The 14,811-nt window shown below is 64.1% G+C and carries 10 protein-coding genes; 2 read left to right on the forward strand and 8 right to left on the reverse strand.

The window, feature by feature from the left end:
• Positions 1–68: 68 nt before the first annotated feature.
• The gene (gene putA / locus AWB67_RS20455; RefSeq protein ID WP_087658056.1) at positions 69–4,004 is read right to left on the reverse strand and encodes a trifunctional transcriptional regulator/proline dehydrogenase/L-glutamate gamma-semialdehyde dehydrogenase; all 3,936 of its coding nucleotides are present in this window, start codon (positions 4,002–4,004) and stop codon (positions 69–71) included.
• Between the two features lie 294 nt (positions 4,005–4,298).
• Here putA and AWB67_RS40830 point away from each other — a divergent pair, with 294 nt between their 5' ends.
• The gene (locus AWB67_RS40830; protein WP_159964882.1) at positions 4,299–4,466 is read left to right on the forward strand and encodes a hypothetical protein; all 168 of its coding nucleotides are present in this window, start codon (positions 4,299–4,301) and stop codon (positions 4,464–4,466) included.
• Positions 4,467–4,478: 12 nt separating this feature from the next.
• On the opposite strand, the gene AWB67_RS20460 is transcribed toward AWB67_RS40830, so the two are convergent.
• The gene (locus tag AWB67_RS20460; RefSeq protein ID WP_087658057.1) at positions 4,479–6,719 is read right to left on the reverse strand and encodes a primosomal protein N'; all 2,241 of its coding nucleotides are present in this window, start codon (positions 6,717–6,719) and stop codon (positions 4,479–4,481) included.
• 453 nt (positions 6,720–7,172) lie between these two features.
• Positions 7,173–8,267 carry a uroporphyrinogen decarboxylase gene (hemE, locus tag AWB67_RS20465; RefSeq protein ID WP_087658058.1) on the reverse strand — a complete coding sequence of 365 codons (1,095 nt, stop codon included), beginning with the start codon at positions 8,265–8,267 and terminating at the stop codon, positions 7,173–7,175.
• Between the two features lie 195 nt (positions 8,268–8,462).
• On the opposite strand from hemE, the gene AWB67_RS20470 reads away from it, so the two are divergent.
• Complete coding sequence (locus AWB67_RS20470; protein ID WP_087658059.1) at positions 8,463–9,275, forward strand: transporter substrate-binding domain-containing protein; 813 nt, start codon at positions 8,463–8,465, stop codon at positions 9,273–9,275.
• Between the two features lie 7 nt (positions 9,276–9,282).
• Here the strand turns inward: AWB67_RS20470 and AWB67_RS20475 are convergent, their stop codons facing one another.
• From AWB67_RS20475 to atpD, 5 genes are all read right to left on the reverse strand, one after another.
• Positions 9,283–10,221, reverse strand: coding sequence for an alpha/beta hydrolase (locus tag AWB67_RS20475; RefSeq protein WP_087658084.1), 939 nt, complete (start codon positions 10,219–10,221; stop codon positions 9,283–9,285).
• Between the two features lie 139 nt (positions 10,222–10,360).
• Entirely contained in the window at positions 10,361–10,534 is a 174-nt protein-coding gene (locus tag AWB67_RS40835) for a hypothetical protein (RefSeq protein ID WP_235025234.1), read from the reverse strand.
• 314 nt (positions 10,535–10,848) lie between these two features.
• The gene (locus tag AWB67_RS20480; RefSeq protein WP_087658085.1) at positions 10,849–12,579 is read right to left on the reverse strand and encodes an AMP-binding protein; all 1,731 of its coding nucleotides are present in this window, start codon (positions 12,577–12,579) and stop codon (positions 10,849–10,851) included.
• A 246-nt stretch (positions 12,580–12,825) separates the two neighbouring features.
• Complete coding sequence (locus AWB67_RS20485) at positions 12,826–13,251, reverse strand: F0F1 ATP synthase subunit epsilon (RefSeq protein ID WP_087658060.1); 426 nt, start codon at positions 13,249–13,251, stop codon at positions 12,826–12,828.
• A gap of 137 nt (positions 13,252–13,388) precedes the next feature.
• Positions 13,389–14,783: a F0F1 ATP synthase subunit beta gene (gene atpD / locus AWB67_RS20490; RefSeq protein ID WP_087658061.1), complete on the reverse strand. Its 1,395-nt coding sequence runs from the start codon at positions 14,781–14,783 to the stop codon at positions 13,389–13,391.
• Between the last annotated feature and the right edge of the window lie 28 nt (positions 14,784–14,811).

Raw genomic sequence — 14,811 nt, forward strand, 5'->3', positions numbered from 1 at the left:
TGGATGGCAGCCTGTGCCGGGATCGCCGTGCCTGCTGCCGTTTGTTTGAACCGAGCGCCGAGTATTGCTCAACCGATCGTCATCAAATTCGCGTTGCCGCCCGCGGCCGCCGTGTTCACGCTCACCGAGCGTTCCGTCAGCAGCCGTTCGAGCGCGTAGTCCTCGCCGTCGTGACCGCCGTCGGCGAACGCCCCCGCCGCGACGCCCTGCACCGATACGATCGGCCCCGGGCGCTTCGCGACTTCCTTCACCAGCGACAGCAGTTCATCGCTGTCGCCTTCGAACAGCACGGCGTCGAACGTCGATGCCGTGTCGCCGGTCTTGCGTGCGCTCGCATGCGCCTTGAGCGATGCCGGCAGCGACGCCACCAGCTGCTCGCCCGCCGCGCCCGAGAATAGCGCCTTGTTGCCGGTGGCGAGCACCGCTGCGAACTGGGCGCGCGCGCCGCTCGCCGTCGACGCCACGCACAGCACCGTGCCGCGCGCGCCGAGCGTGTACGTGTTGCGCTCGCCGGTCGGGCCGGGCAGCACGGCGGTGGCGCCGGCCAATACGAGTTGCAGATAGCCGTCGCAACGTGCCGCCGTCTGCGGATCGCGCTCGGCGATCGACCAGTCGCGCAGCGCGGTCAACGCCGCCGACGGCGTATCCGTCGATGCCGCGTGATTTACCACCAGCGCATTCGCCAGCGACTTCGGCAAGCCAGTCGGACGCTTTGCCAGCAGACGTTGCAGATACAGCGCACCGCCCGCCTTCGGCCCCGTGCCCGACAAGCCTTCGCCGCCGAACGGCTGCACGCCGACCACCGCGCCGATCACGTTCCGGTTCACGTAGATGTTGCCCACGTGCGCGCGATCGATCACATGCGCGATGGTTTCATCGATACGCGTATGGATGCCGAGCGTGAGCCCATAACCCGTCGTTTTGATTTGGTCGAGGAGTTTATCAAGAGAAGCCCGGCGATAGCGCACCACATGCAGCACCGGGCCGAACACCTCGCGCTTGAGTTCATCGATGGAATCGAGTTCGATCAAGGTCGGCGGCACGAACGTGCCTTGCGCGCAGCCATCCGGCAGCGGCAGTTGCACGACCTTGCGGCCCTTCTCGCGCATCGACGCGACGTGCGCATCGATGCCGCGCTTGGCGTCGGCGTCGATCACCGGGCCGACGTCCGTCGACAGCCGATCCGGATTGCCCACCGCGAGTTGCTTCATCGCGCCGGTGAGCATTTCGAGCGTGCGATCGGCGACGTCGTCCTGCAGGCAGAGCACGCGCAGCGCCGAGCAGCGCTGACCAGCGGAATCGAACGACGACTGCAACACGTCCGCGACCACTTGCTCCGCGAGCGCCGACGAATCGACGATCATCGCGTTCTGGCCGCCCGTTTCGGCGATCAGCGGGATTGGCCGGCCGTCCGGATCGAGGCGTTCCGAGAGCGTCTTGTTGATGAGGCGCGCCACTTCGGTCGAGCCGGTGAACATCACGGCGCGGGTGCGCGGATCGGCGACCAGCGCCGCGCCCACCGTCTCGCCGTTGCCCGGCAGCAGTTGCACCGCGCCCGACGGCACGCCGGCTTCGCGCAGAATGCGCACGGCCTGAGCGGCGATCAGCGGCGTCTGTTCGGCCGGCTTCGCGAGCACCGGATTGCCGGCGGCGAGCGCTGCGGCGACCTGACCCATGAAAATCGCCAGCGGGAAATTCCACGGGCTGATGCAGACTACGGGCCCAAGCGGACGATGCGTGTCGTTCGAAAATTCGCCGCGAATCTGCGCGGAGTAGTAGCGCAGGAAATCGATCGCCTCGCGAATCTCGGAGACCGCGTTCGCCAGCGACTTGCCCGCCTCACGCACGACCAGGCCCATCAGCGTATGCATCTGCGCTTCGAGAAGATCGGCGGCGCGCGCGAGGCAGTCGGCGCGATCTTCGACGGGCGTCGCCTGCCAGATCGGCGCGGCGGCCACGGCGTGCGCGATCGCCGCGCTCACCTGTTCCGCCGAGGCCTCGACCACCGTGCCGACCACGTCGCGCAGATCCGCCGGGTTGCGCACGTCGCGCGGCGTGCCGTTGCCCGGATCGTCGCCTTCGAGCATCGGGACCGCGCGCCACGGATTGTTCGCGCTCGCGAGCAACGCCGACGACAGCGACGCCAGCCGATGCTCGTTCGACAAATCGAAGCCCATCGAATTGGAGCGCTCGTTGCCGTACAACTGACGCGGCAGCGGGATTTTCGCGTGCGGCGCGCCGAGCGGCGTAAGCCGCGACGCTTCATCGATCGGGTCGACGACGAGTTCGCTGACCGGAATCGTCTCGTCGGCGATGCGGTTCACGAACGACGTGTTCGCGCCGTTTTCGAGCAGACGCCGCACCAAGTATGCGAGCAGCGTTTCGTGCGTGCCGACCGGCGCATACACGCGACACGGCCGGTTCAGCTTGTCGCGCCCTGTGACTTCCTCGTACAGCGGCTCGCCCATGCCGTGCAGGCACTGGAATTCGTACTGGCCGGGATAGTAATTGTGGCCGGCGAGGTGATAGATCGCCGACAGCGTGTATGCGTTGTGCGTCGCGAATTGCGGATAGACCGCATCCGGCGCGCCGAGCAGCTTCTTCGCGCAGGCGACGTAGGAAATATCCGTATATATCTTGCGCGTGTAGACCGGATAGCCTTCGAGGCCATCGACTTGCGCGCGCTTGATTTCCGAATCCCAGTAAGCGCCCTTCACGAGCCGGATCATCAGACGATGACGGCTGCGGCGCGCGAGGTCGATCAGGTAGTCGATCACGAACGGGCAGCGCTTCTGATAAGCCTGCACCACGAAGCCGATGCCGTTCCAGCCCGCCAGTTCCGGATCGAAACAGAGCGCTTCGAGCAGGTCGAGCGAGATTTCGAGACGATCGGCTTCTTCTGCGTCAATGTTCAGGCCGATGTCGTAGCGGCGCGCGAGTTGCGCGAGCGAGCGCACGCGCGGCAGCAGTTCGTTCATCGTGCGTTCCTGCTGCGAACGCGAATAACGCGGATGCAGCGCGGAGAGCTTGATCGAAATGCCCGGGCCTTCGTAGATGCCGCGCCCGCCCGCCGCCTTGCCGATCGCGTGGATCGCCTGCTCGTACGATGCGTAGTAGCGTTGCGCGTCTTCTTCGGTCGTCGCGGCTTCGCCGAGCATGTCGTAGGAATAACGGAAACCGCGCGCTTCGAACTTGCGACTATTCGCAAGCGCTTCCGAAATCGTTTCGCCGGTAACGAACTGCTCGCCCATCAGCCGCATCGCCATATCGACGCCCTTGCGGATCAGCGGTTCGCCGCCACGTCCGATCAGGCGCGTCAGCGCCGACGACAATCCCGTCTCGCTGTTCGTCGTCACCAGCTTGCCGGTGATCATCAGGCCCCACGTCGCCGCGTTCACGAACAGCGACGGCGCCTGGCCCATGTGCGAGCGCCAGTCGCCCTTGCTGATCTTGTCGCGGATCAGCGCGTCGCGGGTCGCGCGGTCAGGGATGCGCAGCAGTGCTTCCGCGAGACACATCAGCGCGACGCCTTCCTGGCTGGAGAGCGAAAACTCGTGGATCAGCCCCTCGACGCCGCCGCCCGTATGCTTCGCGCGCAAGGCTTCGACGAGCGTCGTTGCGAGCGCCTGCGTCTCGGTGGCGATGCCGGCCGGCAGACGCGCCTGCCCGACGAGGAACGGCACGCACTCCGGCTCCGGCCGACGATACGCCGCCGTGATCGCCGCGCGCAGCACCGACTGCGGTTGCACGTTCTGCGCGAAATCGAGGAAAGGATGGGCGGCGCTGTCGTCGTCGCTTTCGACGGGGAGCGTTTCGCCCAGCTCCGCCACGCCGTTCGCGCCCGACAGCTCCGGCGGCAACTGGCCGTGCTCGATGCGTTCGAGATACGCGAAGATCGCCTGCTTGATGAGCCAGTGGGGGGTACGCTCGAGGCGCGTCGCGGCATCTTTCAGCCGTGAGCGCAGGAGATCGTCGACTTTGACGCCAAGGGTAGTGCTCGCCATATTTCCTTCGTTTGGCCGCGGTATGACCGGCCGATGACTAAAAAGTTGGCGAATCGTACTCCGCCGCAAAAAAAGGTGCAACCTACTTTTTGAGATGGGTTGCACCTCTTTGGGGCCCTTGTCCAGCATGGCTTTGACGGATGCGGGCGAGCGCGGCGGATGGCGTCAAACGCCTAGTATTTTCCCTAGTCTCGATATTGTCGGAGTTGCCCTACGCAAAACCTCTTTTCGCGCCGATATACCTCCCATGCGCGCCGACCAATGGGTGCCAACAGTCGTTTCGGGGAGAAGGATATGAGCACGTGGATGGTGATCGTCGGCATTTGGGCGATGTTTGCAGTGTGTGTCGTGCTGTTCATTCGCGGCGCTACGTCGCGCGTCGCGCACGCGGGCGAAAAGGCGAACGAGATTCCCGAGGCACCGCATCCAACGGGCGACAAGGCCACGCCCGGCGGCGTCTGAAGCGCCTTCCGCTCAGATATCGAGCGGATCGACTTCGACGGCCCAGCGCAGAACGCCTTTCAGGCTGCGCAGTTCGGGTTGCCACGCGCGCAAAGCGGTCTGCAACGCGGCCCGGGACGCGCATTCCAGCAGCAATTGCGCGCGATGCACGTTGAAGACCTTGACGATCGTGAGCGGCACGGCGTCGTAGACCGTCACGCGGTCCGCGCCCGGTAGCGGCGCGAACGCGGCGGCCGCCTGCTGCAAGAATCCGAGCGCCGCCTCCAGCGTGCGCCCCTCGGCGCGCAACAACGCCTGATAGACGAACGGCGGCAAATGCGCGTCGCGCCGCTCGGCCAGCGTCGAATTCGCGAAACCGACGTAGTCGTGCCGCGCCAGCGCGTGATACAGCGCGTGTCGCGGATAGCGCGTCTGAATCACCACTTCGCCGGGCAAACCTGAACGCCCCGCCCGACCACTCACCTGCATCAACTGCGCGAAAAGGCGCTCGCTCGCGCGGAAATCGTGGGAAAAGAGCGCCGTATCGGCATTCAGCACGCCGACGAGCGTCACGCGCTGGAAGTCGTGGCCCTTCGCGATCATCTGTGTGCCGACCAGGATATCGACCTCGCCCGCGTGCACGTCCGAGAACAACGCCTGCGCACTGCCCTTGCGGCGCGTGCTGTCGGCATCGATGCGCAGCACGCGCGCGCCCGGCACCGCGCTCGCGAGCGTCTCCTCGACGCGCTGCGTGCCACGTCCCATCGGCGCGATATCGACGTTGCCGCAATCCGGACACGACTTCGGAATCCGCGCCTCCCAGCCGCAATGGTGACAGCGCAGATTCCTCTCCGGCTTATGCAGCACGACATACGCGCTGCAACGCGGACAGCCGGCGACCCAGCCGCAGGCATCGCATGACAGGATCGGCGCGTAGCCACGGCGATTCAGGAACACGAGACTTTGCTCGCCGCGTTCCAGCCGGCTTTTCAGCGCGGCGACGAGCGGGCCCGACAACCCTTCGATCGACGCCCGCCCGCGCCTGCGCTCCTCTTCGAGATCGACGAGCCGCACGCTCGGCAGTACGGCTTCCGCGACAGCACGACGCGACAGCGTGAGCCGCGTGTAGCGGCCCTGCTCGGCCTGCCACCAGCTTTCGAGCGACGGCGTCGCCGAGCCGAGCACGACCGGGATCTCGCGCTGCTTTGCGCGGTAGATCGCGAGGTCGCGGGCGGAATAGCGCAAGCCTTCCTGCTGCTTGTAGGCGGGATCGTGCTCCTCATCGACGACGATCAGCGCCAGTTCCGGCAGCGACGCCAGAATCGCGAGCCGCGTCCCCAGGACGATGCGCGCGCGTCCCGTGTGCGCGGCGAGCCAGTTGCGCACGCGCTCGCCTTCCGCGAGGCCGCTGTGCATCGTGACGATCGCGCCTTCGGGCAGCGCGGCGAAACGCGCGCGGAACGCGGCCTCGAACTGCGGCGTCAGATTGATTTCGGGGACGAGGACGAGCGCCTGCGCGTCCGGCCGCGCGTGGAGCAAGCCCGCGAGCGCGTGCAGATAGACCTCGGTCTTGCCGCTGCCCGTCACGCCGTGCAAGAGGAACGGAGCGAAGCTGCGCGCGGCGGTGATCGCGTCGACGGCTTCTCGCTGTTCGGGCGTGAGACGCGGGAGCAAGGCGTCGTTGGTGAGTGCTTGGGGCAACTCGGGCGCGGCGTCGTCCCCTTTGTCGAGTACGACCCAGCCCTTCGATTGCCACTCGGCCAGCGTCGCGCCCGCCTTCGGATGCAGCGCGCGGGCATCGGCGGCGGCGAGCGTTCGCTGGGCGGCGAGCGCTTCCGCCAGGCGACGCAGCGCATTCGCGCGCACCGGCAGCGCATCGGGCAACGCGGCGCGGCCGGCCGGCAGCAGCCGGTAGCGCTCCGCGGGCGCAAAAAGCCGCGCCCAGCGCGACGCATCACGCAACGCCTGCGGCAAGGCGGGCAACGCAACTTCGCCCAAACCGCGCTGGTAATACTCCGCGGCGAACGCGGCGAGCGCGCGCCATTCGCCGGAGAGCGGCGCGCAGGCATCGCAGATCGCTTCGACGGCGCGCAGCTTGTCGACGGGGACATCGCTTTGCGTCGTCACCTTGCAGATCAGCCCGACGACGTCGCGTCGCCCAAACGGCACGCGCACGAGCAGCCCCGCCTCGGGCGGAGGCGCGAGGTCGTATCGATAGTCGAAGAGCGTGGGCAGCGGATGATCCAGCGCCACGCGGACGAACACCGCGCTCATTCGCTGCACCGCCGCCATGCGCCGACACCGCCGCGCGCCGACGACAGCACAAGGCTTTGCCCGGCGCACTTAAAGTGAAACATCACAATCGGCGCTAAGTTCAGGATTATTTTTGAGAAAGTGAGGCTTTCCACAGGCCTGTGGATAACTTTGTTGAGAACTTTAGTTGACAGTTCACAAAAACCGCGCGTGGAGTCGCTTTGTGCGCTTGCCCACATTGCGGGTCGATTAAGATATTTCTCTTTTAAATCATGAGGTTGCCATACACATAGACCGGCTTTATCGGTGCTTTTTGGCCATACGTATGATGGCGCGCCGCAGCGTAAAAAATGTGCATAAGTCAACTCTTGACAATCGGGAGACTGCCGAAGGGGCGCCGTTTGGGGCACGCGTGCCGCTGCCCATCGCGCGACTGTTTCGAGCCCTGCCTGTTGCATCGCAACAAGCGACGCCTCAGGCGCTGCCCTTTTTACGGATCGCGCGGCTATGGGAATGCACCTCGTCGACGAGTTCGGCGACGTGTTCCGGCGGCGTGAATTGCGAGATGCCGTGGCCCAGATTGAAGACGTGGCCTGGAAAGTTACCAAAGCTGTCGAGTACGGCGCGCGCTTCCGAGCGGATCGCGGCGGGCGACGCGAACAGCACGCTCGGATCGATATTGCCCTGCAACGCCACGCGATCGCCGACCTTTGCCCGCGCCGCGCCGAGGTTGACGGTCCAGTCGAGCCCGACCGCGTCCACGCCGATCGACGCAATTTCGTCCAGCCACAGCCCGCCGCCCTTCGTGAACGTGATGACCGGCACGCGCGCGCCGTCGTGCTCGCGCTTCAGCCCCGCGACGACCTTCCTGATGTAATCGAGCGAAAAGCGCTGATACGCGCCGTCGGCGAGCGCACCGCCCCAGGTGTCGAAGATCATCACGGCCTGCGCGCCCGCTTCGATCTGCGCGTTCAGGTACGCGACCACGGCCTGCGCGTTGACGTCGAGAATGCGGTGCATCAGGTCCGGCCGCGCATACGCCATCGACTTGACCGTGCGATGGTCGTCCGAGCCGCCACCTTCGACCATGTAGCACGCGAGCGTCCACGGGCTACCCGAAAAACCGATCAGCGGCACTTTCTGGCGGCCTTCGGCATCGGTGAGCGCGCGGCGGATCTGGCGGACCGCGTCGGTGACGTAGCGCAACGTCGAATCGATGTCCGGCACGGCCAGGCGCGCGACGTCCGCTTCCGTGCGCACCGTGCGCTCGAAGCGCGGGCCTTCGCCCTGCACGAAGTTCAGGCCGAGGCCCATCGCGTCGGGGATCGTCAGGATGTCGGAGAAAAGGATCGCGGCGTCGAGCGGATAGCGCTCGAGCGGCTGGAGCGTGACTTCGGTCGCGTAATCGGGATTCTTCGCCAGACCCAGAAAGCTTCCGGCGCGCGCGCGCGTCGCGTTGTACTCGGGCAGATAGCGGCCCGCCTGCCGCATCAGCCAGATCGGCGTGTAGTCGGTCGGCTGACGCAGCAGCGCGCGCAGGAAAGTATCGTTGAGAAGGGTATGGGCCACGGCGCTCGGTGCTGAAAGGCAAAGGAGCATTCTACCGGAGCGGCCTCGCGTTTTTGCGATGCGCGGACGCCGCGTGATGCCAACGCCATCGCCCCGAAGCGCGATTTCGCGATGGCGTCTCGGGGAACTCGCGCATTGTTGAAGGCGCGCATCGGTGACTATGATCGACGTTCGCCACTATTAAATAAGAAGACCATGAGACACCTTGTCGCTATCGCCGCTGCAGTTCTGGCCTTCAACAGCGCGCAGGCGCAGACGGTGCAGGCCGGCACCATTTCCGGCGCGACGCCCGCCGCCGCTACGTCGACGTCGCGTCTGGACGACGTGCTCGCCCGCCACACGCTGCGCGTCTGCACGACGGGCGACTACAAGCCGTACACGTTCCTGAAGCCTGACGGCCAGTTCGAAGGCATCGACATCGATCTCGCCGACAGCCTCGCCAAGTCGCTTGGCGTGAGGGCCGATTACGTGAAGACTTCGTGGTCGAGCCTGATGAACGACTTCATCGCGAAATGCGACATCGCGGTGGGCGGTGTCTCGACAACGCTCGATCGGCAGAAGCGTGCTTTCTTCACGCAGTCGTACATGGTGGACGGGAAAACAGCGATCGTGCGTTGCGACGACGTGGAGAAGTACCAGACTGTCGCGCAGATCGACCAGCCGGGCGTGCGGACGATCGTCAATCCGGGTGGCACGAACGAGCGCTTCGCGAAGCAATTTTTTACGCATTCGCAACTGATCGAGTACCCGGACAACGTGACGATCTTCAAGCAGATCCTCGACGGCCGCGCCGACGTGATGGTCACCGACGCCTCTGAAACTTTGCTCCAGCAGAAGCTCAACCCCGGCCTGTGCTCTGTGCATCCCGACAAGCCGTTCCAGTTCGGCGAAAAGGCCTATCTCGTGCCACGCGGCGACGTGGCGTTTCAGCAGTACGTCGACCAGTGGCTGCACCTCGCGCGATCGACCGGCGAGTTCCAATCAGTTGTCGATAAATGGCTGAAGTAAACGGCGTTTAGTGCAGCATCGCCCCGACGCGCTCGGCGGCGCCCTTCATCCACGCGGCCGCCGCCGGCGAATGCTGCTGAATGCGGCCGAAGCCGTGCGTCATGTCGTGCGCGTCGATCAACTCAACGCGGCCGCCGTTGCTCTCCAGAAAGCGGCCGAGTTCGAACGCGTCGTCGTAGAGCGGATCGTGCGCCGCCGCGACGATCAGCGCTGGCGCAGGCGTCCGCTCGAACGGTTCGGCGAGCGGGAAGGCGCGGACATCGTCGGAGGCGGGTGCGGCGCCGGACAGAAACTGCTGCCAGTACCACTTCATTTCCTCGTTCGTGAGGCCGGGGCCGTTCGCGTTCGCGAGGCAGCTCGCGCTCTCGAACTGACGCCGGATCGCGGGATACAGCAGCAACTGCGCGCCGACGAGCCCGGCCACGCGCTCGTTCGCCCCGCGCGCGGCGACGACCGCGAGGTGCGCGCCCGCACTGTCCCCGCCGACGGCGAGCCGGTCCGTCGCGAAACCCAGCCGCGAGCGATGCTCGGCGAACCAGATGAGGGCGTCGAGGGCGTCGTCGCACGGCGCGGGAAACGGATGCTCGGGCGCGAGGCGATAATCGACGCTCGCGACGGCGCAATTGGCATCGATCGCCAGCCGCTCGGCGAGCGCGTCGTGCGTATCCAGATCGCCCACGACCCATCCGCCGCCGTGGAAATACACGAGGAGCGGCAGCGGATCAGTCGCCGCAACCGGGCGGTAAACCCGCGCGTTCAGCTCGCGTCCTTGCAGCGGCACCGTCAGTTCGCTTACGGCGATATCCGCGCCGCGTGGACGTCCGAACGTGCGCGCCACGTCCTGAAAACGCTGGCCGACGGCGCGGGCGTCGGCATCCGCGGGAAGGGGCGGAAATGCCTCCGCCGACGCACGGTAATAGGCGAGCAGGTCGCTGTCGATGGTCAATTTGATCTCCCGATTTTTGTGGTGTGGCGGCTTTATTCCCTCCACATCTAAAATGCTTTTCGATTTCATGAGGACCGCTCGTTCGATTTTCCCGGAAAATTAGAGTCTCTGCACTATGCTTTAACACAGCAATCGACGATTAATTGCCAATCACCCGCGCAAAGCGCTCGATGCGGGCAATTAATTTTCCGAATGGGCCTGAATGGCAGTCGAATATTTCGGGCGCGCCTTTTGCACCGTGGGTTACAACCTGAAACACTTTGTTACGGCCGCCCGAGATCAATTCGCCCACAATCTGTTCAAACGGTTTCAACACGGATGTGTTGGGTGCGGTGTGTTTTTTTGACCACGTACCTGCTTGTCGGCCTAGCCGAAACCCTCTCCTGGGACATCTTTGCTGGGGTCGTTCTTCGGTCCAAGTGCGGTATCGAAGTTGTTCCCACCTTTGGTCTCCTCGCGCTAACCCCGTAGCGTGTGGTTTTTAGCGGGCTCCAGGCCCGCTTTTTTTTCGCCCGGACAAACGTTTGCGCGCATTTCAAAATGAATCGCGCGATCGTTGCTCCGTCAGAAACTGAAAGGAGAACGCCTTCATGTTCTTGCGTTCTCCTTTCAGGCCAGTAATCAAACTCACGCCGTCTTAGCTTCCGCTATTTTCAGTTCTTCGATCATCCGCGCGCGCATGACGAATTTCTGCGCCTTGCCGGTGACCGTCATCGGCAATTCGTCGACGAAGCGGATATACCGCGGGATCTTGTAGTGCGCGATCTGCCCTTGGCAAAACTCGCGGATGTCCTCGGCCGTCGCCTGCTCGCCCGGTCGTAGCACGATCCACGCGCAGACCTCTTCGCCGTACTTCTGATCCGGCACGCCGAATACCTGTACTGTCTGCACCTTCGGATGCCGGAACAAGAATTCCTCTATTTCGCGCGGATACACGTTCTCGCCGCCGCGGATCAGCATGTCCTTCAGGCGGCCAACGATATTGCAGTAGCCTTCGGCATCGATCGTCGCGAGGTCGCCGGTGTGCATCCAGCCGTCGACGATTGCTTCGCGCGTCTTCGGTTCGTCGTCCCAGTAGCCTTTCATCACCGAATAGCCGCGCGTGCACAGTTCGCCCGTCTCGCCGACTTGGACGACGTTGCCCAGCGGATCGATGATTTTTACCTCCAGGTGCGGCTGGATACGTCCCACGGTCGTGGTGCGCTTGTCGAGCGGATCGGTCGTCGAGCTCTGGAACGACACCGGGCTCGTCTCCGTCATCCCGTAGGCGATGGTGATTTCACGCAGGTTCATCGTCGAAACGACGCGCTTCATCGTTTCGATCGGGCACGGCGAACCCGCCATGATCCCCGTGCGCAAGCGGCTGAAGTCGTACTTCGCGAAGTCCGGATGATCCAGCTCGGCGATGAACATCGTCGGCACGCCGTGCAGCGCGGTACAGCGCTCCTCGTGGACGGCGGCGAGCGTCGCGGCGGGATCGAAGGCTTCGCCAGGGAAAACCATCGTGCAACCCGTCGATACGCACGCGAGCACCGCCAAGACCATTCCGAAGCAGTGATACAGCGGCACGGGAATGCAGAGTGAGTCGTTCTCGGTGAGAAGCATCGCGATCGCGATATAGCGCGCGTTGTTCACGACGTTGTGGTGCGTGAGGGTCGCGCCCTTCGGATTGCCGGTCGTGCCGCTCGTGAACTGGATGTTGATCGGATCGTGCGCGTCGAGCTTTGCTTCGAGCGATTCGAGCAGCGCCGTGTCGAGTTGATCGCGGCCGCGCGCCATCACATCGCCGAAGTTGAGCATGCCGGGCGTCTTCGCCTCGCCCATGCGGATCACGGTGCGCAATTCGGGAAGCTTCGCCGCTTGCAGCGAGTTCGGCTCGGCATCGGCGAGTTCGGGTGCGAGGGTCTGAAGCATTTCGAGATACTTCGACGTCTTGAACTGCTCCGCCGCGATCAGCGCTTTGCAGCCGACCTTGTTCAGTGCGTATTCAAGTTCGGCCAGCCGATACGCCGGATTGATGTTGACGAGCACCGCGCCGATCCGGGCCGTCGCGAACTGAGTGAGCAGCCATTCCACCCGATTCGGCGACCAGATGCCGACGCGATCGCCCGCTTCCACGCCGAGCGCGAGCAGGCCGCTCGCGAGGACATCGACTTCATCGGCGAACTGGCGCCACGTCCAGCGGATGTTTTGCTCGCGGAACGTGACGCCGGGACGATCCGGAAATCGTGCGACGGTGTCGAGCAGGAATCGCGAGACGGTGGCGTCGCTCAAGGGGATGTCGGTTGCACCGCGGACTTGAGAGAGGCCGTCGCGTGGTGCGATCTGCGCGTCGGCCTGCGTCGGTTGAATTGCCATCGATGTCTCCGCAATGAATTCGACCTGCTTTTTGCAGGCCATTTGGAAGACTATTCTGCACGGTAAAAGTAACCGGCGGCATTGAGTGTTACCCGCAACGGTTAGCGGCTTTAGTCGCGCAATTGTGTGAATTCAATGACTTAGGCACGCTGAGGGAGCGCCGCACATCTGTTATGCAGAAAAGCGCGGTAGAAATAAAAAAGCAGCCCGAAGGCTGCTTTTTCATGGAAATGCTGTCGCCAGCGCTCAATGCTGCCCGCGAAGTTTCCGCAGGCGCTGGATCGCGGCCAACTGCGCCGTCGCATACGCGAGTTCCGCTTGCGCGGTCGCGTATTCGAGATTCGAATCCGTGTTCTGCAGCGCTTCTTCCGCGCGCTTCTTTGCCTGCTCGGCCTTCGCTTCGTCGAGGTCCGCGCCGCGGATCGCCGTATCGGCGAGCACGGTCACGACGCCCGGCTGAATCTCGAGAATCCCGCCCGCAACGAACACGAACTCTTCCGAGCCGTCTTCCGCCTCGATGCGCACGGCGCCCGGACGAATGCGTGTGATGAGCGGCGTGTGGCCCGGCAAAATACCGAGTTCACCCGCTTCGCCCGGCAGCGCGACGAACTTCGCCTGGCCCGAGAAGATCTGCTCTTCCGCGCTGACGACGTCTACTTTGATGGTTGCCATATCGACTCGACTCCTGGGGTCTATCTCCGCGCTCGCAGAGGAATCCGCCAAGCGCTATCGCTGGAACACCACGCCATGAGACGCGGTGCGCGAACGCCGCCTGATCAAGCCAGCGTCCGCTTCGATACACCCGACCTTTACTGGATCTTCTTGGCCTTTTCGAAGGCTTCGTCGATCGTGCCGACCATGTAGAACGCCTGCTCCGGCAGATGATCGCACTCGCCTTCGACGATCATCTTGAAGCCGCGGATCGTTTCCTTCAGCGGCACATACTTGCCCGGCGAGCCCGTGAACACTTCCGCGACGTGGAACGGCTGCGACAGGAAACGCTGGATCTTCCGCGCGCGCGCGACCGACAGCTTGTCTTCCGGCGACAGTTCGTCCATGCCCAGAATCGCGATAATGTCGCGCAGTTCCTTGTAGCGCTGCAGCGTTTGCTGCACGCCGCGCGTGATCGTGTAGTGCTCTTCGCCGATCACGTTCGGGTCGATCTGACGCGAGGTCGAATCGAGCGGGTCCACGGCCGGGTAAATACCCAGCGAAGCGATGTCACGCGACAACACGACCGTTGCGTCCAGGTGGCCGAACGTCGTAGCCGGCGACGGGTCGGTCAAGTCATCCGCAGGGACGTACACGGCCTGCACCGACGTAATCGAGCCCGTCTTCGTCGACGTAATACGCTCTTGCAGCTTGCCCATTTCTTCAGCCAGCGTCGGCTGGTAGCCCACTGCCGACGGCATACGGCCGAGCAGTGCCGACACTTCCGTGCCCGCCAGCGTGAAACGGTAGATGTTGTCGACGAAGAACAGCACATCGAGGCCTTCGTCGCGGAAGTGCTCGGCCATCGTCAGGCCGGTCAGCGCCACGCGCAGACGGTTGCCCGGCGGCTCGTTCATCTGGCCGTACACGAGCGCCACTTTGTCGAGAACGTTCGAGTCCTTCATTTCATGATAGAAGTCGTTCCCTTCGCGGGTACGCTCGCCAACGCCGGCGAACACGGAATAACCGCCGTGTTCCTTCGCGATGTTGTTGATCAGTTCCATCATGTTCACGGTCTTGCCCACGCCGGCGCCACCGAAGAGGCCAACCTTGCCGCCCTTCGCAAACGGGCAGATCAGGTCGATAACCTTGATGCCTGTTTCCAGCAGTTCCGTAGACGGCGACAGATCTTCGAACTTCGGCGCCTTCTGGTGGATGCCGCGCGTTACGTCCGAGTTGATCGGACCGGCTTCGTCGATCGGGCGGCCCAGCACGTCCATGATCCGGCCGAGTGTCGGCTTGCCGACCGGCACGCTGATCGGCTTGCCCGTGTTCTTCACGACCGTGCCGCGACGCAGCCCGTCCGACGCACCCAGACAAATCGTGCGGACCACGCCGTCGCCCAACTGTTGCTGCACTTCAAGCGTCAGTTCCGAGCCTTCCAAAACGAGCGCGTCGTAAATCTTCGGCATGTCCGAACGGGGGAATTCCACGTCGATCACGGCGCCGATGCACTGTACGATCTTGCCTTCTACCAAAGCAGTGGTACTCATCGCATTTCCTTTAGATACTGTTTGATTC

This window comes from Caballeronia terrestris (assembly GCF_001544515.1).
In the GTDB taxonomy this organism is placed as follows: Bacteria; Pseudomonadota; Gammaproteobacteria; order Burkholderiales; family Burkholderiaceae; genus Caballeronia; species Caballeronia terrestris.

Coding starts and splice junctions, on each gene's coding strand:
- AWB67_RS20470 (WP_087658059.1), top strand. CDS start 8,463: ATGAGACACCTTGTCGCTATCGCCGCTGCAGTTCTGGCCTTCAACAGC.
- AWB67_RS20460 (WP_087658057.1), bottom strand. CDS start 6,719: ATGAGCGCGGTGTTCGTCCGCGTGGCGCTGGATCATCCGCTGCCCACG.
- putA (WP_087658056.1), bottom strand. CDS start 4,004: ATGGCGAGCACTACCCTTGGCGTCAAAGTCGACGATCTCCTGCGCTCA.
- AWB67_RS20485 (WP_087658060.1), bottom strand. CDS start 13,251: ATGGCAACCATCAAAGTAGACGTCGTCAGCGCGGAAGAGCAGATCTTC.
- AWB67_RS20480 (WP_087658085.1), bottom strand. CDS start 12,579: ATGGCAATTCAACCGACGCAGGCCGACGCGCAGATCGCACCACGCGAC.
- atpD (WP_087658061.1), bottom strand. CDS start 14,783: ATGAGTACCACTGCTTTGGTAGAAGGCAAGATCGTACAGTGCATCGGC.
- AWB67_RS40830 (WP_159964882.1), top strand. CDS start 4,299: ATGAGCACGTGGATGGTGATCGTCGGCATTTGGGCGATGTTTGCAGTG.